Source organism: Pseudomonas sp. RIT-PI-o, assembly GCF_001297215.1.
Classification (GTDB): Bacteria; Pseudomonadota; Gammaproteobacteria; order Pseudomonadales; family Pseudomonadaceae; genus Aquipseudomonas; species Aquipseudomonas moraviensis_A.
Map to the genome: position 1 here is coordinate 129,348 of NZ_LHPA01000016.1, position 15,755 is coordinate 145,102.

The 15,755-nt window shown below is 62.2% G+C and carries 14 protein-coding genes; 7 read left to right on the forward strand and 7 right to left on the reverse strand.

Annotated features, from left to right (window positions below; genetic code table 11):
* Window positions 1-83: 83 nt before the first annotated feature.
* The 4 genes from efeO (AEQ63_RS06595) to efeU are packed head-to-tail and all read right to left on the reverse strand — an operon-like array spanning window position 84 to window position 4,296.
* The gene (gene efeO / locus AEQ63_RS06595; RefSeq protein WP_064362289.1) at window positions 84-908 is read right to left on the reverse strand and encodes an iron uptake system protein EfeO; all 825 of its coding nucleotides are present in this window, start codon (window positions 906-908) and stop codon (window positions 84-86) included.
* 26 nt (window positions 909-934) lie between these two features.
* Complete coding sequence (gene efeB / locus AEQ63_RS06600; RefSeq protein ID WP_042609935.1) at window positions 935-2,233, reverse strand: iron uptake transporter deferrochelatase/peroxidase subunit; 1,299 nt, start codon at window positions 2,231-2,233, stop codon at window positions 935-937.
* A gap of 15 nt (window positions 2,234-2,248) precedes the next feature.
* A complete protein-coding gene (efeO, locus tag AEQ63_RS06605; protein ID WP_064362291.1) occupies window positions 2,249-3,448 on the reverse strand; it encodes an iron uptake system protein EfeO in 1,200 nt (399 codons plus the stop codon).
* An 8-nt stretch (window positions 3,449-3,456) separates the two neighbouring features.
* Window positions 3,457-4,296 carry an iron uptake transporter permease EfeU gene (gene efeU / locus AEQ63_RS06610; protein ID WP_042609937.1) on the reverse strand — a complete coding sequence of 280 codons (840 nt, stop codon included), beginning with the start codon at window positions 4,294-4,296 and terminating at the stop codon, window positions 3,457-3,459.
* 276 nt (window positions 4,297-4,572) lie between these two features.
* Between efeU and AEQ63_RS06615 the strand changes: the two genes are divergently transcribed.
* From AEQ63_RS06615 to AEQ63_RS06645, 7 genes are all read left to right on the forward strand, one after another.
* The gene (locus tag AEQ63_RS06615; protein ID WP_042609938.1) at window positions 4,573-5,589 is read left to right on the forward strand and encodes an AraC family transcriptional regulator; all 1,017 of its coding nucleotides are present in this window, start codon (window positions 4,573-4,575) and stop codon (window positions 5,587-5,589) included.
* A 284-nt stretch (window positions 5,590-5,873) separates the two neighbouring features.
* Complete coding sequence (locus AEQ63_RS06620; protein WP_064362293.1) at window positions 5,874-7,538, forward strand: AMP-binding protein; 1,665 nt, start codon at window positions 5,874-5,876, stop codon at window positions 7,536-7,538.
* Window positions 7,539-7,556: 18 nt separating this feature from the next.
* Window positions 7,557-8,318 carry an SDR family NAD(P)-dependent oxidoreductase gene (locus AEQ63_RS06625; protein WP_064362295.1) on the forward strand — a complete coding sequence of 254 codons (762 nt, stop codon included), beginning with the start codon at window positions 7,557-7,559 and terminating at the stop codon, window positions 8,316-8,318.
* 13 nt (window positions 8,319-8,331) lie between these two features.
* Window positions 8,332-9,525, forward strand: a complete 1,194-nt coding sequence (locus AEQ63_RS06630) for an acetyl-CoA C-acyltransferase (RefSeq protein WP_064362297.1) — start codon at window positions 8,332-8,334, stop codon at window positions 9,523-9,525.
* 142 nt (window positions 9,526-9,667) lie between these two features.
* Window positions 9,668-10,795: an acyl-CoA dehydrogenase gene (locus AEQ63_RS06635; protein WP_064362299.1), complete on the forward strand. Its 1,128-nt coding sequence runs from the start codon at window positions 9,668-9,670 to the stop codon at window positions 10,793-10,795.
* 15 nt (window positions 10,796-10,810) lie between these two features.
* Entirely contained in the window at window positions 10,811-11,584 is a 774-nt protein-coding gene (locus AEQ63_RS06640; RefSeq protein WP_064362300.1) for an enoyl-CoA hydratase, read from the forward strand.
* Between the two features lie 124 nt (window positions 11,585-11,708).
* Entirely contained in the window at window positions 11,709-12,134 is a 426-nt protein-coding gene (locus AEQ63_RS06645; protein ID WP_064362303.1) for an NAD-binding protein, read from the forward strand.
* 462 nt (window positions 12,135-12,596) lie between these two features.
* Here the strand turns inward: AEQ63_RS06645 and AEQ63_RS06650 are convergent, their stop codons facing one another.
* The 3 genes from AEQ63_RS06650 to AEQ63_RS06660 all read right to left on the reverse strand — a co-directional run bounded on the left by AEQ63_RS06650 (window position 12,597) and on the right by AEQ63_RS06660 (window position 15,686).
* Window positions 12,597-13,748, reverse strand: a complete 1,152-nt coding sequence (locus AEQ63_RS06650) for an acyl-CoA dehydrogenase family protein (protein ID WP_042609944.1) — start codon at window positions 13,746-13,748, stop codon at window positions 12,597-12,599.
* A 3-nt stretch (window positions 13,749-13,751) separates the two neighbouring features.
* Window positions 13,752-14,858 (reverse strand): enoyl-CoA hydratase/isomerase family protein, encoded by a 1,107-nt coding sequence (locus tag AEQ63_RS06655; protein WP_042609945.1) that lies wholly within the window; start codon window positions 14,856-14,858, stop codon window positions 13,752-13,754.
* A gap of 141 nt (window positions 14,859-14,999) precedes the next feature.
* Window positions 15,000-15,686, reverse strand: a complete 687-nt coding sequence (locus AEQ63_RS06660) for an HPP family protein (RefSeq protein ID WP_064362305.1) — start codon at window positions 15,684-15,686, stop codon at window positions 15,000-15,002.
* Between the last annotated feature and the right edge of the window lie 69 nt (window positions 15,687-15,755).

The window sequence follows — 15,755 nt, forward strand, 5'->3', positions numbered from 1 at the left end:
AGCAGGCTCACTCCTGCAGGGGAACGCATTCCAATTGTAGGAGTGAGCCTGCTCGCGATAGGGCCCTGACAGGCGCTGAAGATTCAGTTCAGACCCAACTTCCCGCGCATCATCGACAAATCCTCCGCCAATGTATTCACCGGCCCGACCAGCGCCTTACGGTCGTTGTCCTTCACTTTGTCGTAGGTTTCAAAGCCGCCATCCGCGGTCTTGTACTTGGCGAGGATCTTGTCGACCGTGGCGAAGTTCTTGTCGACTTTCGCTACAAATGCCTTGTCCTGCTGTTCGACCTGCGAACGGAACAGATCGACGATCTTCTTCGCGCCGTCGATATTGCCCTGGAAGTCGTACAGGTCAGTGTGGCTGTAGCGATCTTCCTCGCCGGACACCTTCGTCGCCGCGACTTCTTCCAGTAGCGCAGCAGCGCCACCGACGACTTTCTCCGGCGGGAAGGTCAGGCCGGCGACACGGGTTTGCAGGTCCTGCACGTCTTTGTTCAAACCGTCGGCCAGTGCATCCAGACCCTGGGTGGATTTCTCCGCGAACAGCGAATATTCGATCCGGTGGAAACCGGTGAAATCTTCAGCCTTCACGCCTTTCTCGTGATCATCGACCCGCGAGTCGATGGACGCATCGAGATCGCTGAACAGTTCTGCAATCGGCTCTATCGACTCGTAATAAACCCGCGTCGGCGCGTAGAGCTTCTGCGCGGTGGCGAGATCGCCTTTCTTCACCGCGTCGGTGAACTGCTGAGTGTGGCTGGCCAGCTCATCGAGCTTCTCCGTGACGTAAATCTTGTAGTCCGACACCGGCCCCACCAGATCCAGCGGCGCAGTCGCGGCGAACGCCGACAGCGGGGTGTTGAGCAAACCAAGGGTCAGCAATAACGCGAGTGGCGTCTTTTTCATGGGGCGGCTCCAGTGTCGGTTGGGTGTCATGCGGTTTTGTTGTGGGATGTGGCAGCCAGTAACGAGCGACCGATGAAGTCGTCATCGCCGGTGACGCCGGGCAGGGTGAAGAAGTAACCGCCGCCGACCGGTTTGAGGTATTCCTCGAGCGGCTCGCCGTTGAGGCGGGTCTGCACGGTGATAAAGCCTTGTTCCAGGTCGGCCTGGTAGCAGATGAACAGCAGGCCCATGTCGAGCTGACCGTTCTTGTTGACGCCGTTGGAATAGTTGAAAGGTCGGCGCAGGATGAGGTTGGCCTGGGTCGCGGCGGTGCGCGGATTGGCCAGCCGAATGTGCGCGTCGAGTCTGGTCAGCTTGCCGGCCGGATCCTTGCTGTAATCCGGCACTTCGCTTTCCGTGTGGCCACCGATGGGCGCGCCGCTGCTCTTGACCCGGCCGAGAATGCTTTCCTGCTCCTGCAAAGGCGTGCGATCCCAGCGTTCGACAAAGTTGCGGATGATGCGCACCGCTTGATAACTGCCATGGGCAGCCCACGCCGGCTCATCACTGCCCGGTTGCACCCAGACGATGCGGTCCATGGCCTTGGCGTCGTTGGAATCGGGGTTGGCCGAGCCATCGCGAAAACCCAGGAAGTTGCGCGCCGACTGCGCCGGTACGCCGGGTTTGGCCGGGGCTTGCGGCGGTACGCTGCCTTCCTGTTTCCAGCGCACCAGCAGCAGATCGGGGAGGTTCTTGACGATGTCGCGCAGGGCGTGAATGTTGGTGTCGGCGGTGTTGGCGCAGAACTGCAGGCTCAGGTCGCCATGGCAGCAATCGGCATCCAGCGCATCGTTGGGGAAACCGACCATGCGTTGCAGGCGCTTGGGTTTCGCCGCTGCCAGACCGAAGCGCTCGTCGAACAGCGAATCACCGACGGACACAGTGATGGTCAGGTTGTCCGGGGTGACCACCGGGCCGAGGATGCCGGAATCCGGCGGCGGCAGTTTCGGATCAATCTGCGCCACCGGGCCGCCCTTCATCAAAAACGCGATGCGTTCGTTCAGTGTGCGGAACAGTCGCTCGAGATCTTCGCGATCGGTCGCCAGCACATCGAACGCCACCAGCATGCCCGAGGCCGGGCGCGGGGTCACGATGCCGGTCTGGTGCACGCCGTGGAAATCGTGGCGGTCTTCGGTCTTGTCGCTGCTCGGCGCTTCGGTGACTTGTGCCGGCGCTGCGGCCATGGCCGGGCAGCTCAGGGCTGATCCGGCGAGGGCGACACCGGCGGCGCCCATGCCCATCAGCACGCGGCGCCGTTGCAGGTTGAGAGGTTCTGAATCGTTCATCGGGTGGTCTTCTGCTTACAGGCCGGAAAGGCCGAGGGCGGGGTCGATGCCATCCAGTGCCGTGGCCAGAGCCTTGGCTTTGGCGGCGATCTGCTGGCGTTGCGCGGAGGTCACGGCGTCGTAACTGACGTAGCCGTCGGCGGATTTCAGTGCGTCGAGCTGGCTGTCAAAGTCGCCCAACGCCTGGTCGACTTTCGCCAACACATCTGCCGCGGATTTGCTCAGCATCGGCCGCAACAGGTCGACGACTTTGTGCGCGGTTTGCCCGTTGGCGGCGAAACCGTTGAGATCGCTGTGGCTGTAGCGTTCTTCTTCGCCGCTCCCAGCACGCACGTCGGCGAGGCTGTTGAGGTTGCGCATGACGATGCTCACCAGTTGCTCCGGCGGCAGCGACTGCGCGAGCAACTGCTGCTTGAGCGTGGTGACGTCAGCGAGCAGGCGCTGGGCAATCGGCGCAACGTCGTCGAGTGTGCGCTGCTGGAACAGGGCATATTCGAGTCGATGGAAACCGACAAAGCCCGGATCCTGCTCGCGCTTTTCGAAATAATCCGCGCGGGCATTGATGTGATTGTCCAGCTCGGCCAGACGCTGCGCCGCCGGCGCCAGACGCTGATAAGCAGCACGCGCCGGCAGGTACGCGGCTTGCGCCTGAGCAAGATCGCCACTGGCTATAGCCTGATCCAGGGCTGTCACCGCTTTGATCAAGGCACTGCCCTGAACGGCCAGATACACGCGAAATTCCGACAACGGCCCGACGAACGCCACCATCGACGGTTTGGCCTTGGCGGCGGCGTCGGAAGCGGCCGTCGGCGTCACGTGCAAAGTGCCGCGCGGGTTACTGAGCAAGCCGCAGGTGATCGCGTAGTCGCCCGGTTGCAGGTTGGCGTTGATCACCTGGCTCAGCCCTGGCGCGATGTTTTCCCGTTCTTCGACCACCAGCACACCGTCGAGAATTTCCCACTCGACCGCACGCTCGGAGCGGTTGACGATGCGGAAACTGGCGCGGCCGGCCGGCACGGTCAGCGCATTCGGCTCGCAACTGTGCGGGTGGATGTTGACGACGATTTCGTCGTGGTTGTGCTGACGCTTGGCGGCGGCCATGTTCGAGGCGTACCAGAACAGCCCGCCGGCGCCGATCATCAGCACTACCGAGCCGGCCAGCGCCCAACGCAAGGCACGCGGCGGCGAGGCCTGAGGGATTTGATTGTCAGACATGGGTGGCCTTATTGGCTGGAAACGGAAGTCGTTGACGGCGCTTGGCGCGGCGCGGGCATAAAAAACATCACCAGCGCCAGCAGCAGATAAATCAGGTAAGCGCCGAGGGTGCTGACGGTCGGCGCATCCTGATAACCGAACATGCCGGCCAGCACCGAGCCCAGCGGGCCGTCCATCGGTAGCGTCGCGCTGAAGTCGAACAGCACCGTTTGCAGGTGATTCCACAACCCGGCTTCATGCAGCGCCTGCACCGAGTTGGCGAGGATCCCGGCTGCGACCACGAGGATGAACAAACCGGTCCACTTGAAGAACGCCGACAGATTCAGGCGCATGCTGCCGCTGTAGATCAGGAAACCGACGATCACCGCCAGGATCAGGCCGAGCAGGGCGCCAATCGGCGCGCCCGGGCCCTCGCTCTGCTGGAACACCGCAAGCAGGAAAAACACCGTTTCCAGGCCTTCGCGAGCGACAGCGAAAAAGACCATGGCAATCAGCGCAATCACCTGATGCCGGGACGCCGTCAGCGCCTGGTCCAGTGAGGCTTGCAGCGAATGCTTGATCGACCGCGCGACCTTGCGCATCCAGAACACCATCGAACTGAGAATGCCCACCGCGACCAGGCCAACCACGCCCTCGAACAGCTCCTGCTGCTTCTGCGGGAATTCGGCACTGACCAGTTCCAGGCCACCACCGACCAGCAGGGCGAGGGCGGCAGCGAGGAAAACGCCGATCCATACGGCGGGCATCCACTGACCGCGGCCGGTCTGTTGCAGGTAACTGGCAATGATGCCGACGATGAGCGCGGCCTCGATGCCTTCGCGCAACATGATCAAAAAGGGAACGAGCATTTGGTAGCCACAGCGATTTAGTTAGGTGGCTAAGTTGTAACATAATGACACTCATTCCCAAATGGCATTCATTGACATTTAGCTGAACCTCAGCTGAACGAAACACGCAACCCTGTAGGAGTGAGCCTGCTCGCGATAGCGGTCTGTCAGCCAAGGAGATGTGACTGATAGACCGCTATCGCGAGCAGGCTCACTCCTACAAGGGATTTGTATTGGGTCAGAGAGGCTGGGTTAAGATGCCCATCACCCAAAAAACAACAAGGCTTACCTCGCTCCATGGCGGACAAAGACACCATTGCCATTCCACTGGTGCGCGAAGCACTGCTGCAGAGTTGTGCTCCGGGCGCGGCCACGGATGAGGCGTTGAGCAAGGTCGGCATCGCTCCGGCTCTGTTGGCATCCGACGCGGGCAGGGTGCCGGCCTCGCAATACGCCAAACTCTGGCGCCTGTTGGCCCGGCGCGGTGATGACGAGTTCTTCGGCATGGACCCGCGCAAGCTCAAGTCCGGCAGCCTGGCATTCCTGTGTCGCAGCGCCATGGCGCAACCGACGCTGGCGGCAGCGCTGGACACCGGCCTGAATTTCCTTTCGCTGATGCTCGAACGCCTGCCGGCGCAACTGGTGCATCAGCAGAGCCTCGCCGAAATCGTCCTGCTCGAAGACGATGCCGAACCGCGCCGTGCGTTCACCTATTTCACTTACTGGATGATCGTGCACGGCGTAGCGTGCTGGCTGGCCGGGCGGCGGATTCCGATTCTGGCGATCGAACTGCGCTGCGCCGAACCGGATTTCACCGACGACTACCGGGTGATGTTTTCGGAGAACCTGCGTTTCGAACGTCCGCGTACGCGGATGATTTTTTCCGCCGACTGCCTCGACCTGCCGGTCAAGCGCAGCGCCGAAGAGCTGAAGCGCTTTCTCGCCCAGGCGCCGGCGAACATTCTGGTCAAGTACCGCGACCCGGACAGCCTGGCGAGCCGGATCAAGCAGGATCTGCGGCAACTGCCCGCCGAGCAGTGGCCGGAAACCGAGGCCTTGGCCCAGCAACTGTGCATGTCCGCCTCGACGTTGCGCCGGCGTCTGGCCGAGGAAGGGCAGACTTATCAGGGGCTCAAGGACAGTGTGCGCAAGGAACTGGCAATCACCTGGCTGGCAGAGCCTTCGATCAGTTTTGTCGAGATCGCCACCCGACTGGGCTTTGCTGATGCCAGCTCGTTCTACAAGGCGTTTCGCAAGTGGTCCGGGTCGAACCCGGGGCATTACCGCACGCTGATCCTGAATGAGGTTGTCTGACCCGACGCCTTCGCGAGCAGGCTCGCTCCCACACTTTGAAATGCGTTCCCCCGTAGGAGCTGCCGAAGGCTGCGATCTTTTGATCTTGATGGTGAAAATCAAGATCAACAGATCGCAGCCTCGTTGCACTCGTCAGCTCCTACAGGGGATGCGGCGCCAATCCGTTGGCCAAACCAGTCAGCCACTTTGATAATTTTGACCATTGCCCCAGGTCCCGCACGGCGCGACTATCCCTGTGTTGTTTACGGTTCCCAGCCTAATAAAAACACCGAGGGATTCTGGCAATGCGCGATTACTTGTCTGCCACGCAACAGTTCGATTATCAGCACATCGTCAATGCGTCGCTCAGCGGCACGCTGGCGGCGCTCAATGCCTGCGTCGAGTGTTGCGACCGCCACGCCTTGCCCGGTCGCATTGCCTTGTTCTGGGAAGGTCGCGACGGCAGTAGCGCGACCTACACCTTCACTGACCTGCAAGACAAAGCCGCGCGTTTTGCCAATTTCCTTCTCGCCCAAGGCGTGCAAAAGGGCGATAAAGTCGCCGGGCTGCTGCCACGCAACGTCGAATTACTGGTCACCGTTCTTGCCACCTGGCGCATCGGCGCGGTGTATCAGCCGCTGTTCACCGCGTTCGGTCCCAAAGCCCTTGAACATCGCTTGAACAGTTCCGGGGCGAAGGTTGTGGTGACCGATGCGGTCAATCGGCCAAAGCTCAATGAAGTCAGCGCATGCCCGACCATCATCACGGTTGGCGGCGTGAAAGGTCAGGGCATTGTCCGTGGTGATTTCAGTTTCTGGGCCGAGCTGAGCAACTATCCCAATGTCTGCGCACCGGTGCTGCTGACCGGTGAAGACCCGTTCCTGCTGATGTTCACTTCAGGCACTACGGGGCCGGCGAAAGCGCTGTCGGTGCCGCTCAAAGCGATCGTCGCGTTCCAGAGCTACACCCGCGATGCGGTGGACCTGCGTCCTGAAGATGCGTTCTGGAACGTCGCTGATCCGGGCTGGGCCTATGGCATTTATTTCGGTGTGACCGGGCCGTTGGCGCTGGGTCACCCGATCACCTTCTACGATGGCCCGTTCACCCTCGAAAGCACCTGCCGGGTGATCAACAAATACGCCATCAGCAACCTCACCGGCTCGCCCACTGCCTATCGCCTGCTGATTGCCGGGGGAGAGGAGTTCGCCAGATCGATCAAGGGCAAGCTGCGCATCGTCAGCAGCGCCGGTGAACCGCTGAATCCGGAAGTGATCCGCTGGTTCGCTGACAACCTCGACGTGGTCATCCACGACCACTACGGCCAGACCGAACTGGGCATGGTGCTGTGCAACCATCACGGCCTCGGGCACCCCGTCCATGTTGGCGCTGCCGGTTTCGCTTCGCCCGGCCACCGCATCGTCGTGCTCGATGAGCAGTACAACGAGCTGGGCGTCGGCCAGCCCGGCATTCTCGCCATCGACCGGGCGAAATCGCCGATGTGCTGGTTCGGTGGCTACGAAGGCGCGCCGACCAAGGCCTTCGTCGGCGACTACTACCTGAGCGGCGACACCGTCGAATGGAACCCCGACGGCAGCATCAGCTTCGTCGGCCGCAGCGATGACGTGATCACCACCTCGGGCTACCGCGTCGGCCCGTTCGATGTGGAAAGTGCGCTGATCGAACACCCGGCCGTGGTCGAAGCGGCGGTCGTCGGCAAGCCCGACCCGGAACGCACCGAACTGGTCAAAGCCTTCGTCGTGCTGAGTGCGCAGTACCGCGCCGCGCCGGAGTTGGCCGAAGAGCTGCGCCAACATGTGCGCAAGCGTCTGGCCGCGCATTCGTACCCGCGTGAAATCGAATTTGTCAGCGAATTGCCCAAGACCCCGAGCGGCAAATTGCAGCGCTTTATCTTGCGCAACCAGGAAATCGCCAAGGCTCAAGAGGCCGCGGCGCACAACGTTTCAGCTTGAATCCAAGGAAACACTGTCATGCAGATCGAGAACAAGGTTTTTATCGTCACCGGCGGCGCGTCAGGCCTCGGTGCTGCCAGCGCTGAATTGCTGGTCAGTGCCGGCGCAAAAGTCATGCTGGTCGACATGAACGCCGAAGCCGTCGCCGCTCAGGCCGAGCGCCTCGGTGCGCAGAGCGTCGTCGCCGATATCAGCAACGAAGCCGCCGCCGAAGCTGCTGTGCAGGCGACCATAGCCGCATTTGGCAGCCTCAACGGCCTGATCAACTGCGCCGGCATCGTTCGCGGCGAGAAGATCCTCGGCAAGAACGGCCCGCACGCCCTGAGCAGTTTTGCCCAAGTGATCAACGTCAACCTGATCGGCAGCTTCAACATGCTGCGTCTGGCCGCGGCGGCCATTGCCGAGAGCGAAGCCAATGCTGACGGCGAGCGGGGGGTGATCATCAACACTGCCTCGGTCGCAGCATTCGATGGCCAGATCGGCCAGGCTGCGTACTCGGCGTCGAAAGGTGCGATCGCCAGCCTGACCCTGCCCGCCGCCCGCGAACTGGCGCGCTTCGGCATTCGCGTGATGACCATCGCACCGGGCATCTTCGAAACGCCGATGATGGCCGGCATGACCCCGGAAGTGCGCGACTCATTGGCCGCCGGCGTGCCGTTTCCCCCGCGTCTGGGCAAGCCCGCCGAATATGCCGCGCTGGTACGCCACATCATTGAAAACAGCATGCTCAACGGCGAGGTGATCCGTCTCGACGGCGCCTTGCGTATGGCCGCCAAGTAAAGAGGAATCCGTCATGACTATGTCCAACGATCCGATTGTTATCGTCAGCGCCGTCCGCACACCGATGGGCGGCTTTCAGGGCGAACTGAAAAGCCTCACTGCACCGCAACTTGGCGCGGCGGCAATCAAGGCGGCGGTCGAACGCGCCGGTGTCGCCAGTGATGCGGTTGATGAAGTGCTGTTCGGCTGCGTACTGCCGGCGGGCCTCGGCCAAGCGCCGGCACGCCAGGCTGCGCTGGGCGCCGGGCTGGATAAATCGACGCGCTGCACCACGGTCAACAAGATGTGCGGCTCGGGCATGCAGACCACCATCATGGCCCACGACATGCTGCTCGCTGGCAGTGCCGATGTGGTGATTGCCGGTGGCATGGAAAGCATGTCCAACTCGCCGTACCTGCTCGATCGTGCCCGCGCCGGTTATCGCATGGGCCATGGCCGCGTGCTCGATTCGATGTTCCTCGACGGCCTCGAAGACGCCTACGACAAGGGCCGGCTGATGGGTACCTTCGCCGAGGATTGCGCCGAGACCAACGGCTTTAGCCGCGAAGCGCAGGACGCTTTCGCCATCGCCTCGACCACCCGCGCACAACAGGCGATCAAGGACGGCAGCTTCCAGGACGAAATCGTCCCGCTGACCGTCACCGTCGGCAAAGAACAGGTGGTGATCAGTAACGACGAGCAACCGCCGAAAGCCAAACTCGACAAGGTCGGCTCGCTGAAACCGGCGTTCCGCGAAGGCGGCACGGTCACGGCGGCCAACTCCAGCTCAATCTCCGACGGCGCGGCGGCACTGGTGCTGATGCGCCAATCCCACGCGCAGCAACTGGGCCTCAAGCCGCTGGCGGTGATTCACGGCCATTCGGCGTTTGCCGACACCCCGGGCCTGTTTCCCACCGCACCGATTGGCGCGATCAAGAAACTGGTGAAGAAAACCGGCTGGGCACTGGATCAGGTGGATCTGTTTGAAGTCAACGAAGCGTTCGCGGTGGTCGGCATGGCGGCGATGACGCATCTGGAGATTCCCCACGACAAGCTCAACGTGCATGGCGGCGCCTGTGCGCTGGGTCACCCGATCGGCGCCTCGGGCGCGCGGATTCTGGTGACGCTGCTGGCGGCACTGCGGCAGAAACAGCTCAAACGCGGGATTGCAGCCATCTGCATTGGCGGCGGCGAAGCCACGGCCATGGCTGTGGAGTGCGTTTACTGAAGGCATCCCCGATCAACTGTGGGAGCGAGCCTGCCCGCGAAAACGTCGTTTCAGCCGGAACATGCGTGACTGACACACCGCTTTCGCGAGCAGGCTCGCTCCCACAGAGTTCTATGTCGTACCCAGATTTGAAGGAATCACCATGATCCCCAACGAAGACCAACATCAGATCCGCGACATGGCCCGGCAGTTTGCCGAGGAGCGGCTCAAACCGTTCGCTGCCGAGTGGGATCGCGAGCACCGTTTCCCCAAGGAAGCCATCGCCGAGATGGCCGGACTGGGCTTCTTCGGCATGCTCGTACCGGAGCAGTGGGGCGGTTGTGACACCGGCTATCTGGCCTACGCCATGGCCCTGGAAGAAATCGCCGCCGGCGACGGTGCCTGCTCGACGATCATGAGCGTGCACAACTCGGTCGGCTGCGTGCCGATTCTCAAGTTCGGCAATGACGACCAGCGCGAGCGCTTCCTCAAACCGCTGGCCAGCGGCGCCATGCTCGGTGCCTTTGCATTGACCGAACCGCAGGCCGGTTCCGACGCCAGCAGCCTGAAGACCCGCGCGCGGCTGGAAGGCGATCACTACGTGTTGAATGGCTGCAAACAGTTCATCACCTCCGGGCAGAACGCCGGTGTCGTGATCGTGTTTGCCGTGACCGACCCGAGCGCCGGCAAACGCGGGATCAGCGCGTTTATCGTGCCGACCGACTCGCTTGGCTACAAGGTTGCGCGGGTCGAAGACAAGCTCGGCCAACACGCCACCGACACCTGCCAGATCCTCTTCGAAGATGTGAAAGTGCCGGTCGCCAACCGCCTCGGCGAGGAGGGCGAGGGCTACAGGATCGCCCTGGCCAACCTCGAAGGCGGCCGCGTCGGCATCGCCTCGCAAGCCGTCGGCATGGCCCGTGCCGCCTTCGAGGCCGCCCGTGATTACGCCCGCGAGCGTGACACCTTCGGCAAGCCAATCATCGAGCATCAGGCCGTGGCATTCCGCCTGGCGGACATGGCCACGCAAATTGCCGTCGCCCGGCAAATGGTGCATTACGCAGCGGCCTTGCGTGACAGCGGCCAGCCGGCGCTGGTCGAGGCGTCGATGGCCAAGCTGTTCGCCTCGGAAATGGCCGAGAAGGTCTGCTCCATGGCCTTGCAAACCCTCGGCGGTTACGGTTACCTCAACGACTTCCCGCTGGAACGCATCTACCGCGACGTGCGCGTCTGCCAGATCTACGAAGGCACCAGCGACATTCAGCGCATGGTTATTTCGCGCAATCTCTGACAAGGAATTTTCTTCATGACTTACGAAACGATTCTGCTGGAAACCCGCGACCGCGTCGGCCTGATCACCCTCAACCGGCCGCAGGCGCTGAATGCGCTGAACGCGCAACTGGTCAGCGAAGTGAACCACGCCCTCGATACGCTGGAAGCCGATGTGCACATCGGCTGCATCGTCCTCACCGGCTCGAAAAAAGCCTTTGCCGCCGGCGCCGACATCAAGGAAATGGCCGAGCTGACCTATCCGCAGATCTACATGGACGATCTCTTCAGCGACAGCGATCGCGTCGCCAACCGGCGCAAGCCGATCATCGCCGCTGTCAACGGTTTCGCCCTTGGCGGCGGCTGTGAACTGGCGCTGATGTGCGACTTCATTCTGGCTGGCGACAATGCCAGATTCGGCCAGCCGGAGATCAACCTCGGCGTGCTGCCAGGCATGGGCGGCACCCAGCGCCTGACCCGCGCGGTGGGCAAGGCCAAGGCCATGGAAATGTGCCTGAGCGGGCGCATGATCGACGCGGTGGAAGCCGAGCGCTGCGGCATCGTCGCGCGAATCGTGCCGAGTGATGAACTGCTTGATGAGGCGCTGAAAGTCGCAGCAGTGATCGCCGGCAAATCGCTGCCGATTGCGATGATGATCAAGGAGAGCGTCAACCGCGCGTTCGAGGTCAACCTGACGGAGGGCGTGCGTTTCGAGCGCCGGGTGTTCCATGCGGCGTTTGCGACGCAGGATCAGAAGGAAGGGATGGCGGCGTTTATTGCCAAGCGTGAGGCTGCATTCCAGGGCAAGTGATGGGCTGTCCGGGCTGGCGCTTTCGCGAGCAGGCTCGCTCCCACAGGGAGCTCCACCGTCCAGTGTGGGAGCGAGCCTGCTCGCGAAGCTTTTAAAGGCCCACTCACTAGCACTGCTGGATGTGATGGGTCAGAAAACCTGGCCGATGGGTGAAGACCCGGTCAACGCCGCCATCCTCAAGATCGCCACCAACATGATGCTGATCAGCGCCATCGAAGCCACCGGCGAAGCAATGGCGTTGACCCAGAGTTATGGCGTGGGCAATAGCGATTTCGTCGAGTTCATTACCAACACGCTGTTCGCGGCACCGGCCTATAAGGTCTACGGACCGAAGATCGCCGCGCGGGAGACGGAGGGGGCTGGGTTTACCTTGCGTCTGGGTTTGAAGGATGTTGGCCTGGCGCTGAAGGCCGGCGAGCCGAATCATGTGCCGTTGCCGGTGGCCAGCGTGTTGCGCGATAACTTGCTGGATGCGGTGGCGTTGGGCGAGGGGGAAAGTGATCTGGCGGCGTTGGGGGTGAGGGCGATTCGGCGTTCGGGGCAGGAATAATGTGTGAAACCCTCAAAAGCCCCTCACCCTAGCCCTCTCCCGGAGGGAGAGGGGACTGACCGCGCGATATTGGCGAATTACGCCGACCTGAAAGGTTGTCGCTGAATTCGTAACCGACTCGGTCTGCTCCCTCTCCCTGGGGAGAGGGGACTGACCGGGCGATATTGGCGAATTACGCCGACCTGAAAGGTTGTCGCTGAATCCGTAACCGACTGGGTCTGCTCCCTCTCCCTGGGGAGAGGGGACTGACCGCGCGATATTGGCGAATTACGTCGACCTGAAAGTTTGTCGCTGAATCCGTAACCGACTCGGTCTGCTCCCTCTCCCTGGGGAGAGGGGACTGACCGCGCGATATTGGCGAATTACCCCTACCTGAAAGGTTGTCGCTGAATCTGTAACCGACTCGGTCTGCTCCCTCTCCCTGGGGAGAGGGCTGGGGTGAGGGGAAGGGGGGCGACACCATCACAACTGGTAGTTCTTCAGATCCCGCGCAATCACCATCCGCTGTATCTCGCTCGACCCTTCATAAATCTGGGTAATGCGCGCATCGCGGTAGTATTTCTCGACCGGGTAATCCTCCAGGTAGCCATAGCCGCCATGAATCTGAATCGCCGACGAACACACTTTCTCAGCCATTTCCGAGGCAAACAGCTTGGCCTGTGATGCCTCGGACAAGCACGGTTTGCCCGCCGTGCGCAGCCGCGCTGCATGCAGGATCAGCAACCGCGCGGCATTGATCTGCATGTGCATGTCAGCGAGCAGATTGGCAATGCTCTGGTGCTCGATGATTGGCTTGTCGAATTGCACGCGATCCTTCGAATAGGCCAGCGCCGCTTCAAACGCCGCCCGGGCAATGCCCAATGCCTGTGCCGCGATGCCGATGCGTCCGCCTTCAAGGTTGGACAGGGCAATGGCCAGGCCTTTGCCACGCTCGCCGAGCAGGTTGGCCTCGGGGATGCTGCAGTTGTTCAGCGTCACCGCGCAGGTGTCGGAAGCGCGAATGCCCATTTTGTGTTCGGTGCGATCGACGATGAAACCCGGCGTATCGGTCGGCACCAGAAACGCCGAAAGGCCTTTCTTGCCCAAATCCGGGTCGGTCACCGCAAACACGATCGCCAGTTTCGCCCGTTTGCCGTTGCTGACAAATTGCTTGGCGCCGTTGATCACCCATTGGCCGTCGCGCAGTTCGGCGCGGGTGCGCAGGTTGTGCGCTTCAGAGCCGGCCTGGGGTTCGGTCAGGCAGAAGCAACCGATGGTTTGCCCGCTGGCCAGATCGGCCAGCCAGGTCTGCTTCTGTTCGTCACTGCCGTAGTTGAGCACCGGGCCGCAGCCGACCGAGTTGTGAATGCTCATGAACGCACCGGTCGCGCCGTCACCGGCGGAGATTTCCTCGACGGCCAGCGCATAGGCGACGTAATCGACGTAAGTGCCGCCCCATGCCTCAGGCACGACCATGCCGAGCAAGCCCAGCTCGCCCATCTTCGCCACCAGGGCGTCGTCGATCCAGCCGGCCTTTTCCCAGGCCTGGGCATGGGGCGCGATCTCGCCGCGGGCAAAATCCCGGGCCATGTCGCGGATCATCACTTGTTCTTCAGTCAGTTCGAGATCGTGCATGGCTCAGCTCCCGCTCTCATCAAAACCATGGAAGAAACTCGCCACCTGCGCAGCGTCCAGCCCAGCGACGGTCGGCGGGTTCCAGCGCGGTGACTTGTCCTTGTCGATCAGCAGGGCGCGTACGCCCTCGATCAGATCGCCCCGGGCAAACCACTGGCGGTCCAGGTGCAGTTCCAGAGCAAAGCAGTGCTCCAGGCTCAAGTGCCTGCCGCGACGGAGCATTTCCAGGGTCACGGCCATGGCCAGCGGCGAGCGGGTTTCCAGCAGATCTGCCGTGGTCAGCGCCCATTCATGGCTGTCGGCGACGGTGACGGCGCGCAATTGCTCGATCATGCTCGGCACGTCGGGCAGCGCAAAGAAGTGGTCGATGGCCGGGCGCAAGGCTTCGAGCGGCGCATCGGGCAGGGTTTGCACGGCGTGCCTGGCGAGCAGATTCTGCAGCGACTTGAGCGGTGTGTCCTGCCATTCCATCTGGTCGAGCTTTTCATCGAGCAGGGCCAGTTTGCTGCTGTCCAGATACCAGTCGGCGAGGCCGCAATACAGCGCATCGGCAGCGCGAATCTGCACGCCGCTGACGCCCAGATAAATCCCCAGCTCACCGGGAATGCGCGGCAGGAAATAACTGCCGCCGACATCAGGGAAATAACCGATGGCCACTTCCGGCATCGCCAGACGGCTCTTCTCGGTGACTACGCGCAGATCGGCGCCTTGCACCAGGCCCATGCCGCCGCCGAGGACAAAACCGTCCATCAAGGCCAGCACCGGTTTGCGGTAGTGATGAATCGTCAGGTCGAGGGCGTATTCCTCGACGAAGAAATCTTCGTGCAGCGTGTCGCCGCTCTTGTAACTGTCGTACAGCGAACGAATATCACCGCCGGCGCAGAAGGCCTTTTCACCGGCACCGCGCAATACCACGGCGTGGACTTCGGCGTCAGACGCCCAGGCATCGAGCTGCTGTTGCAGCAGACGCACCATGTCGAGGGTGATTGCATTGAGGCCCGCAGGGCGGTTGAGGGTCAGGTGGCCGATGTGGTTGCGCACCTCGGCCAGCACATCGTTTTGCATGGCATCCATGGACGGGGTCCGCCGGGATGAAGCCTGAGCTGTCATCAGTAACTCCCTGCTTTTATTGTCTTTATTCGAAAAGCCCGCGCGCGGGCGTTAGCGGATCGTAACAGTGCAAATTTGCCGTGTACAACGGGGATATCTGCAGGGGGAATCTGCGTTTTTACATGCCTCGAAATTGCGCGGTTATCTGAAGGTTTCGCTGATGCTACGGCGTTTGGCGTGCAGCTCGCTGGCGTGGATCAGGCGTTCGAGGTCTTCGGGGGTGACGTCGATGAAAGCCTCCATGTCCGCCAGCGCCCGTTTCAGGTCTTCGGCGGTGATCGCCTGGCTGTCGACCGGGACCACTGGCGGGGCCGGATCGGCGGGGCGTTTCGGGTAGCGGATGCGGGTCAGGTTGTTGTAGGCCAAGGCGCTGGCGAGCATGCACAGGGCACCGAGCATCACCGGTTCCATGGCTTTCCAGTCCATGGCGATGGTCGCCGGATCGGCCAGCACCAGCGTCAACGCCAAGGCCCCGGCCGGTGGATGCAGACAACGCAGCCAGCACATCAGGATCACCGCCATGCCGGCGGCGAGGCAGGCGCTGCCCAGCGTTCGGCCGAGCACGTGGGCCACCAGCAAGGCGACCACGCCGGCACACAGGTAGCCGCCGAGAATCGACCACGGCTGGGCGAGGGCGCCGGAGGACACCGCGAACAGCAGCACCGCCGAAGCGCCGAGCGGGCCGATCAGATGAAACGCGACGTCATGCCCGAACACCTGCGCGCACATCCACACGCTGACCAGCGTGCCCAGACTCATGCCGATGGCGGCACGGCTCCATTCTGTGGGGCGGGTGTTGATGGCGGCGGGCAACCAGCGAGCAAGCATGTAGAACTGATCCTTTGCAAAATCCGGGACAAAAAAAAGGACTTGTCCGGCATATCCGGAAAGCCCTCG

Bases quoted from the DNA above. Each gene is read 5' to 3' on its own strand.
- efeO (WP_064362289.1), bottom strand. From the start codon at position 908: ATGAAAAAGACGCCACTCGCGTTATTGCTGACCCTTGGTTTGCTCAAC.
- efeB (WP_042609935.1), bottom strand. From the start codon at position 2,233: ATGAACGATTCAGAACCTCTCAACCTGCAACGGCGCCGCGTGCTGATG.
- efeO (WP_064362291.1), bottom strand. From the start codon at position 3,448: ATGTCTGACAATCAAATCCCTCAGGCCTCGCCGCCGCGTGCCTTGCGT.
- efeU (WP_042609937.1), bottom strand. From the start codon at position 4,296: ATGCTCGTTCCCTTTTTGATCATGTTGCGCGAAGGCATCGAGGCCGCG.
- AEQ63_RS06615 (WP_042609938.1), top strand. From the start codon at position 4,573: ATGGCGGACAAAGACACCATTGCCATTCCACTGGTGCGCGAAGCACTG.
- AEQ63_RS06620 (WP_064362293.1), top strand. From the start codon at position 5,874: ATGCGCGATTACTTGTCTGCCACGCAACAGTTCGATTATCAGCACATC.
- AEQ63_RS06625 (WP_064362295.1), top strand. From the start codon at position 7,557: ATGCAGATCGAGAACAAGGTTTTTATCGTCACCGGCGGCGCGTCAGGC.
- AEQ63_RS06630 (WP_064362297.1), top strand. From the start codon at position 8,332: ATGACTATGTCCAACGATCCGATTGTTATCGTCAGCGCCGTCCGCACA.
- AEQ63_RS06635 (WP_064362299.1), top strand. From the start codon at position 9,668: ATGATCCCCAACGAAGACCAACATCAGATCCGCGACATGGCCCGGCAG.
- AEQ63_RS06640 (WP_064362300.1), top strand. From the start codon at position 10,811: ATGACTTACGAAACGATTCTGCTGGAAACCCGCGACCGCGTCGGCCTG.
- AEQ63_RS06645 (WP_064362303.1), top strand. From the start codon at position 11,709: ATGGGTCAGAAAACCTGGCCGATGGGTGAAGACCCGGTCAACGCCGCC.
- AEQ63_RS06650 (WP_042609944.1), bottom strand. From the start codon at position 13,748: ATGCACGATCTCGAACTGACTGAAGAACAAGTGATGATCCGCGACATG.
- AEQ63_RS06655 (WP_042609945.1), bottom strand. From the start codon at position 14,858: ATGACAGCTCAGGCTTCATCCCGGCGGACCCCGTCCATGGATGCCATG.
- AEQ63_RS06660 (WP_064362305.1), bottom strand. From the start codon at position 15,686: ATGCTTGCTCGCTGGTTGCCCGCCGCCATCAACACCCGCCCCACAGAA.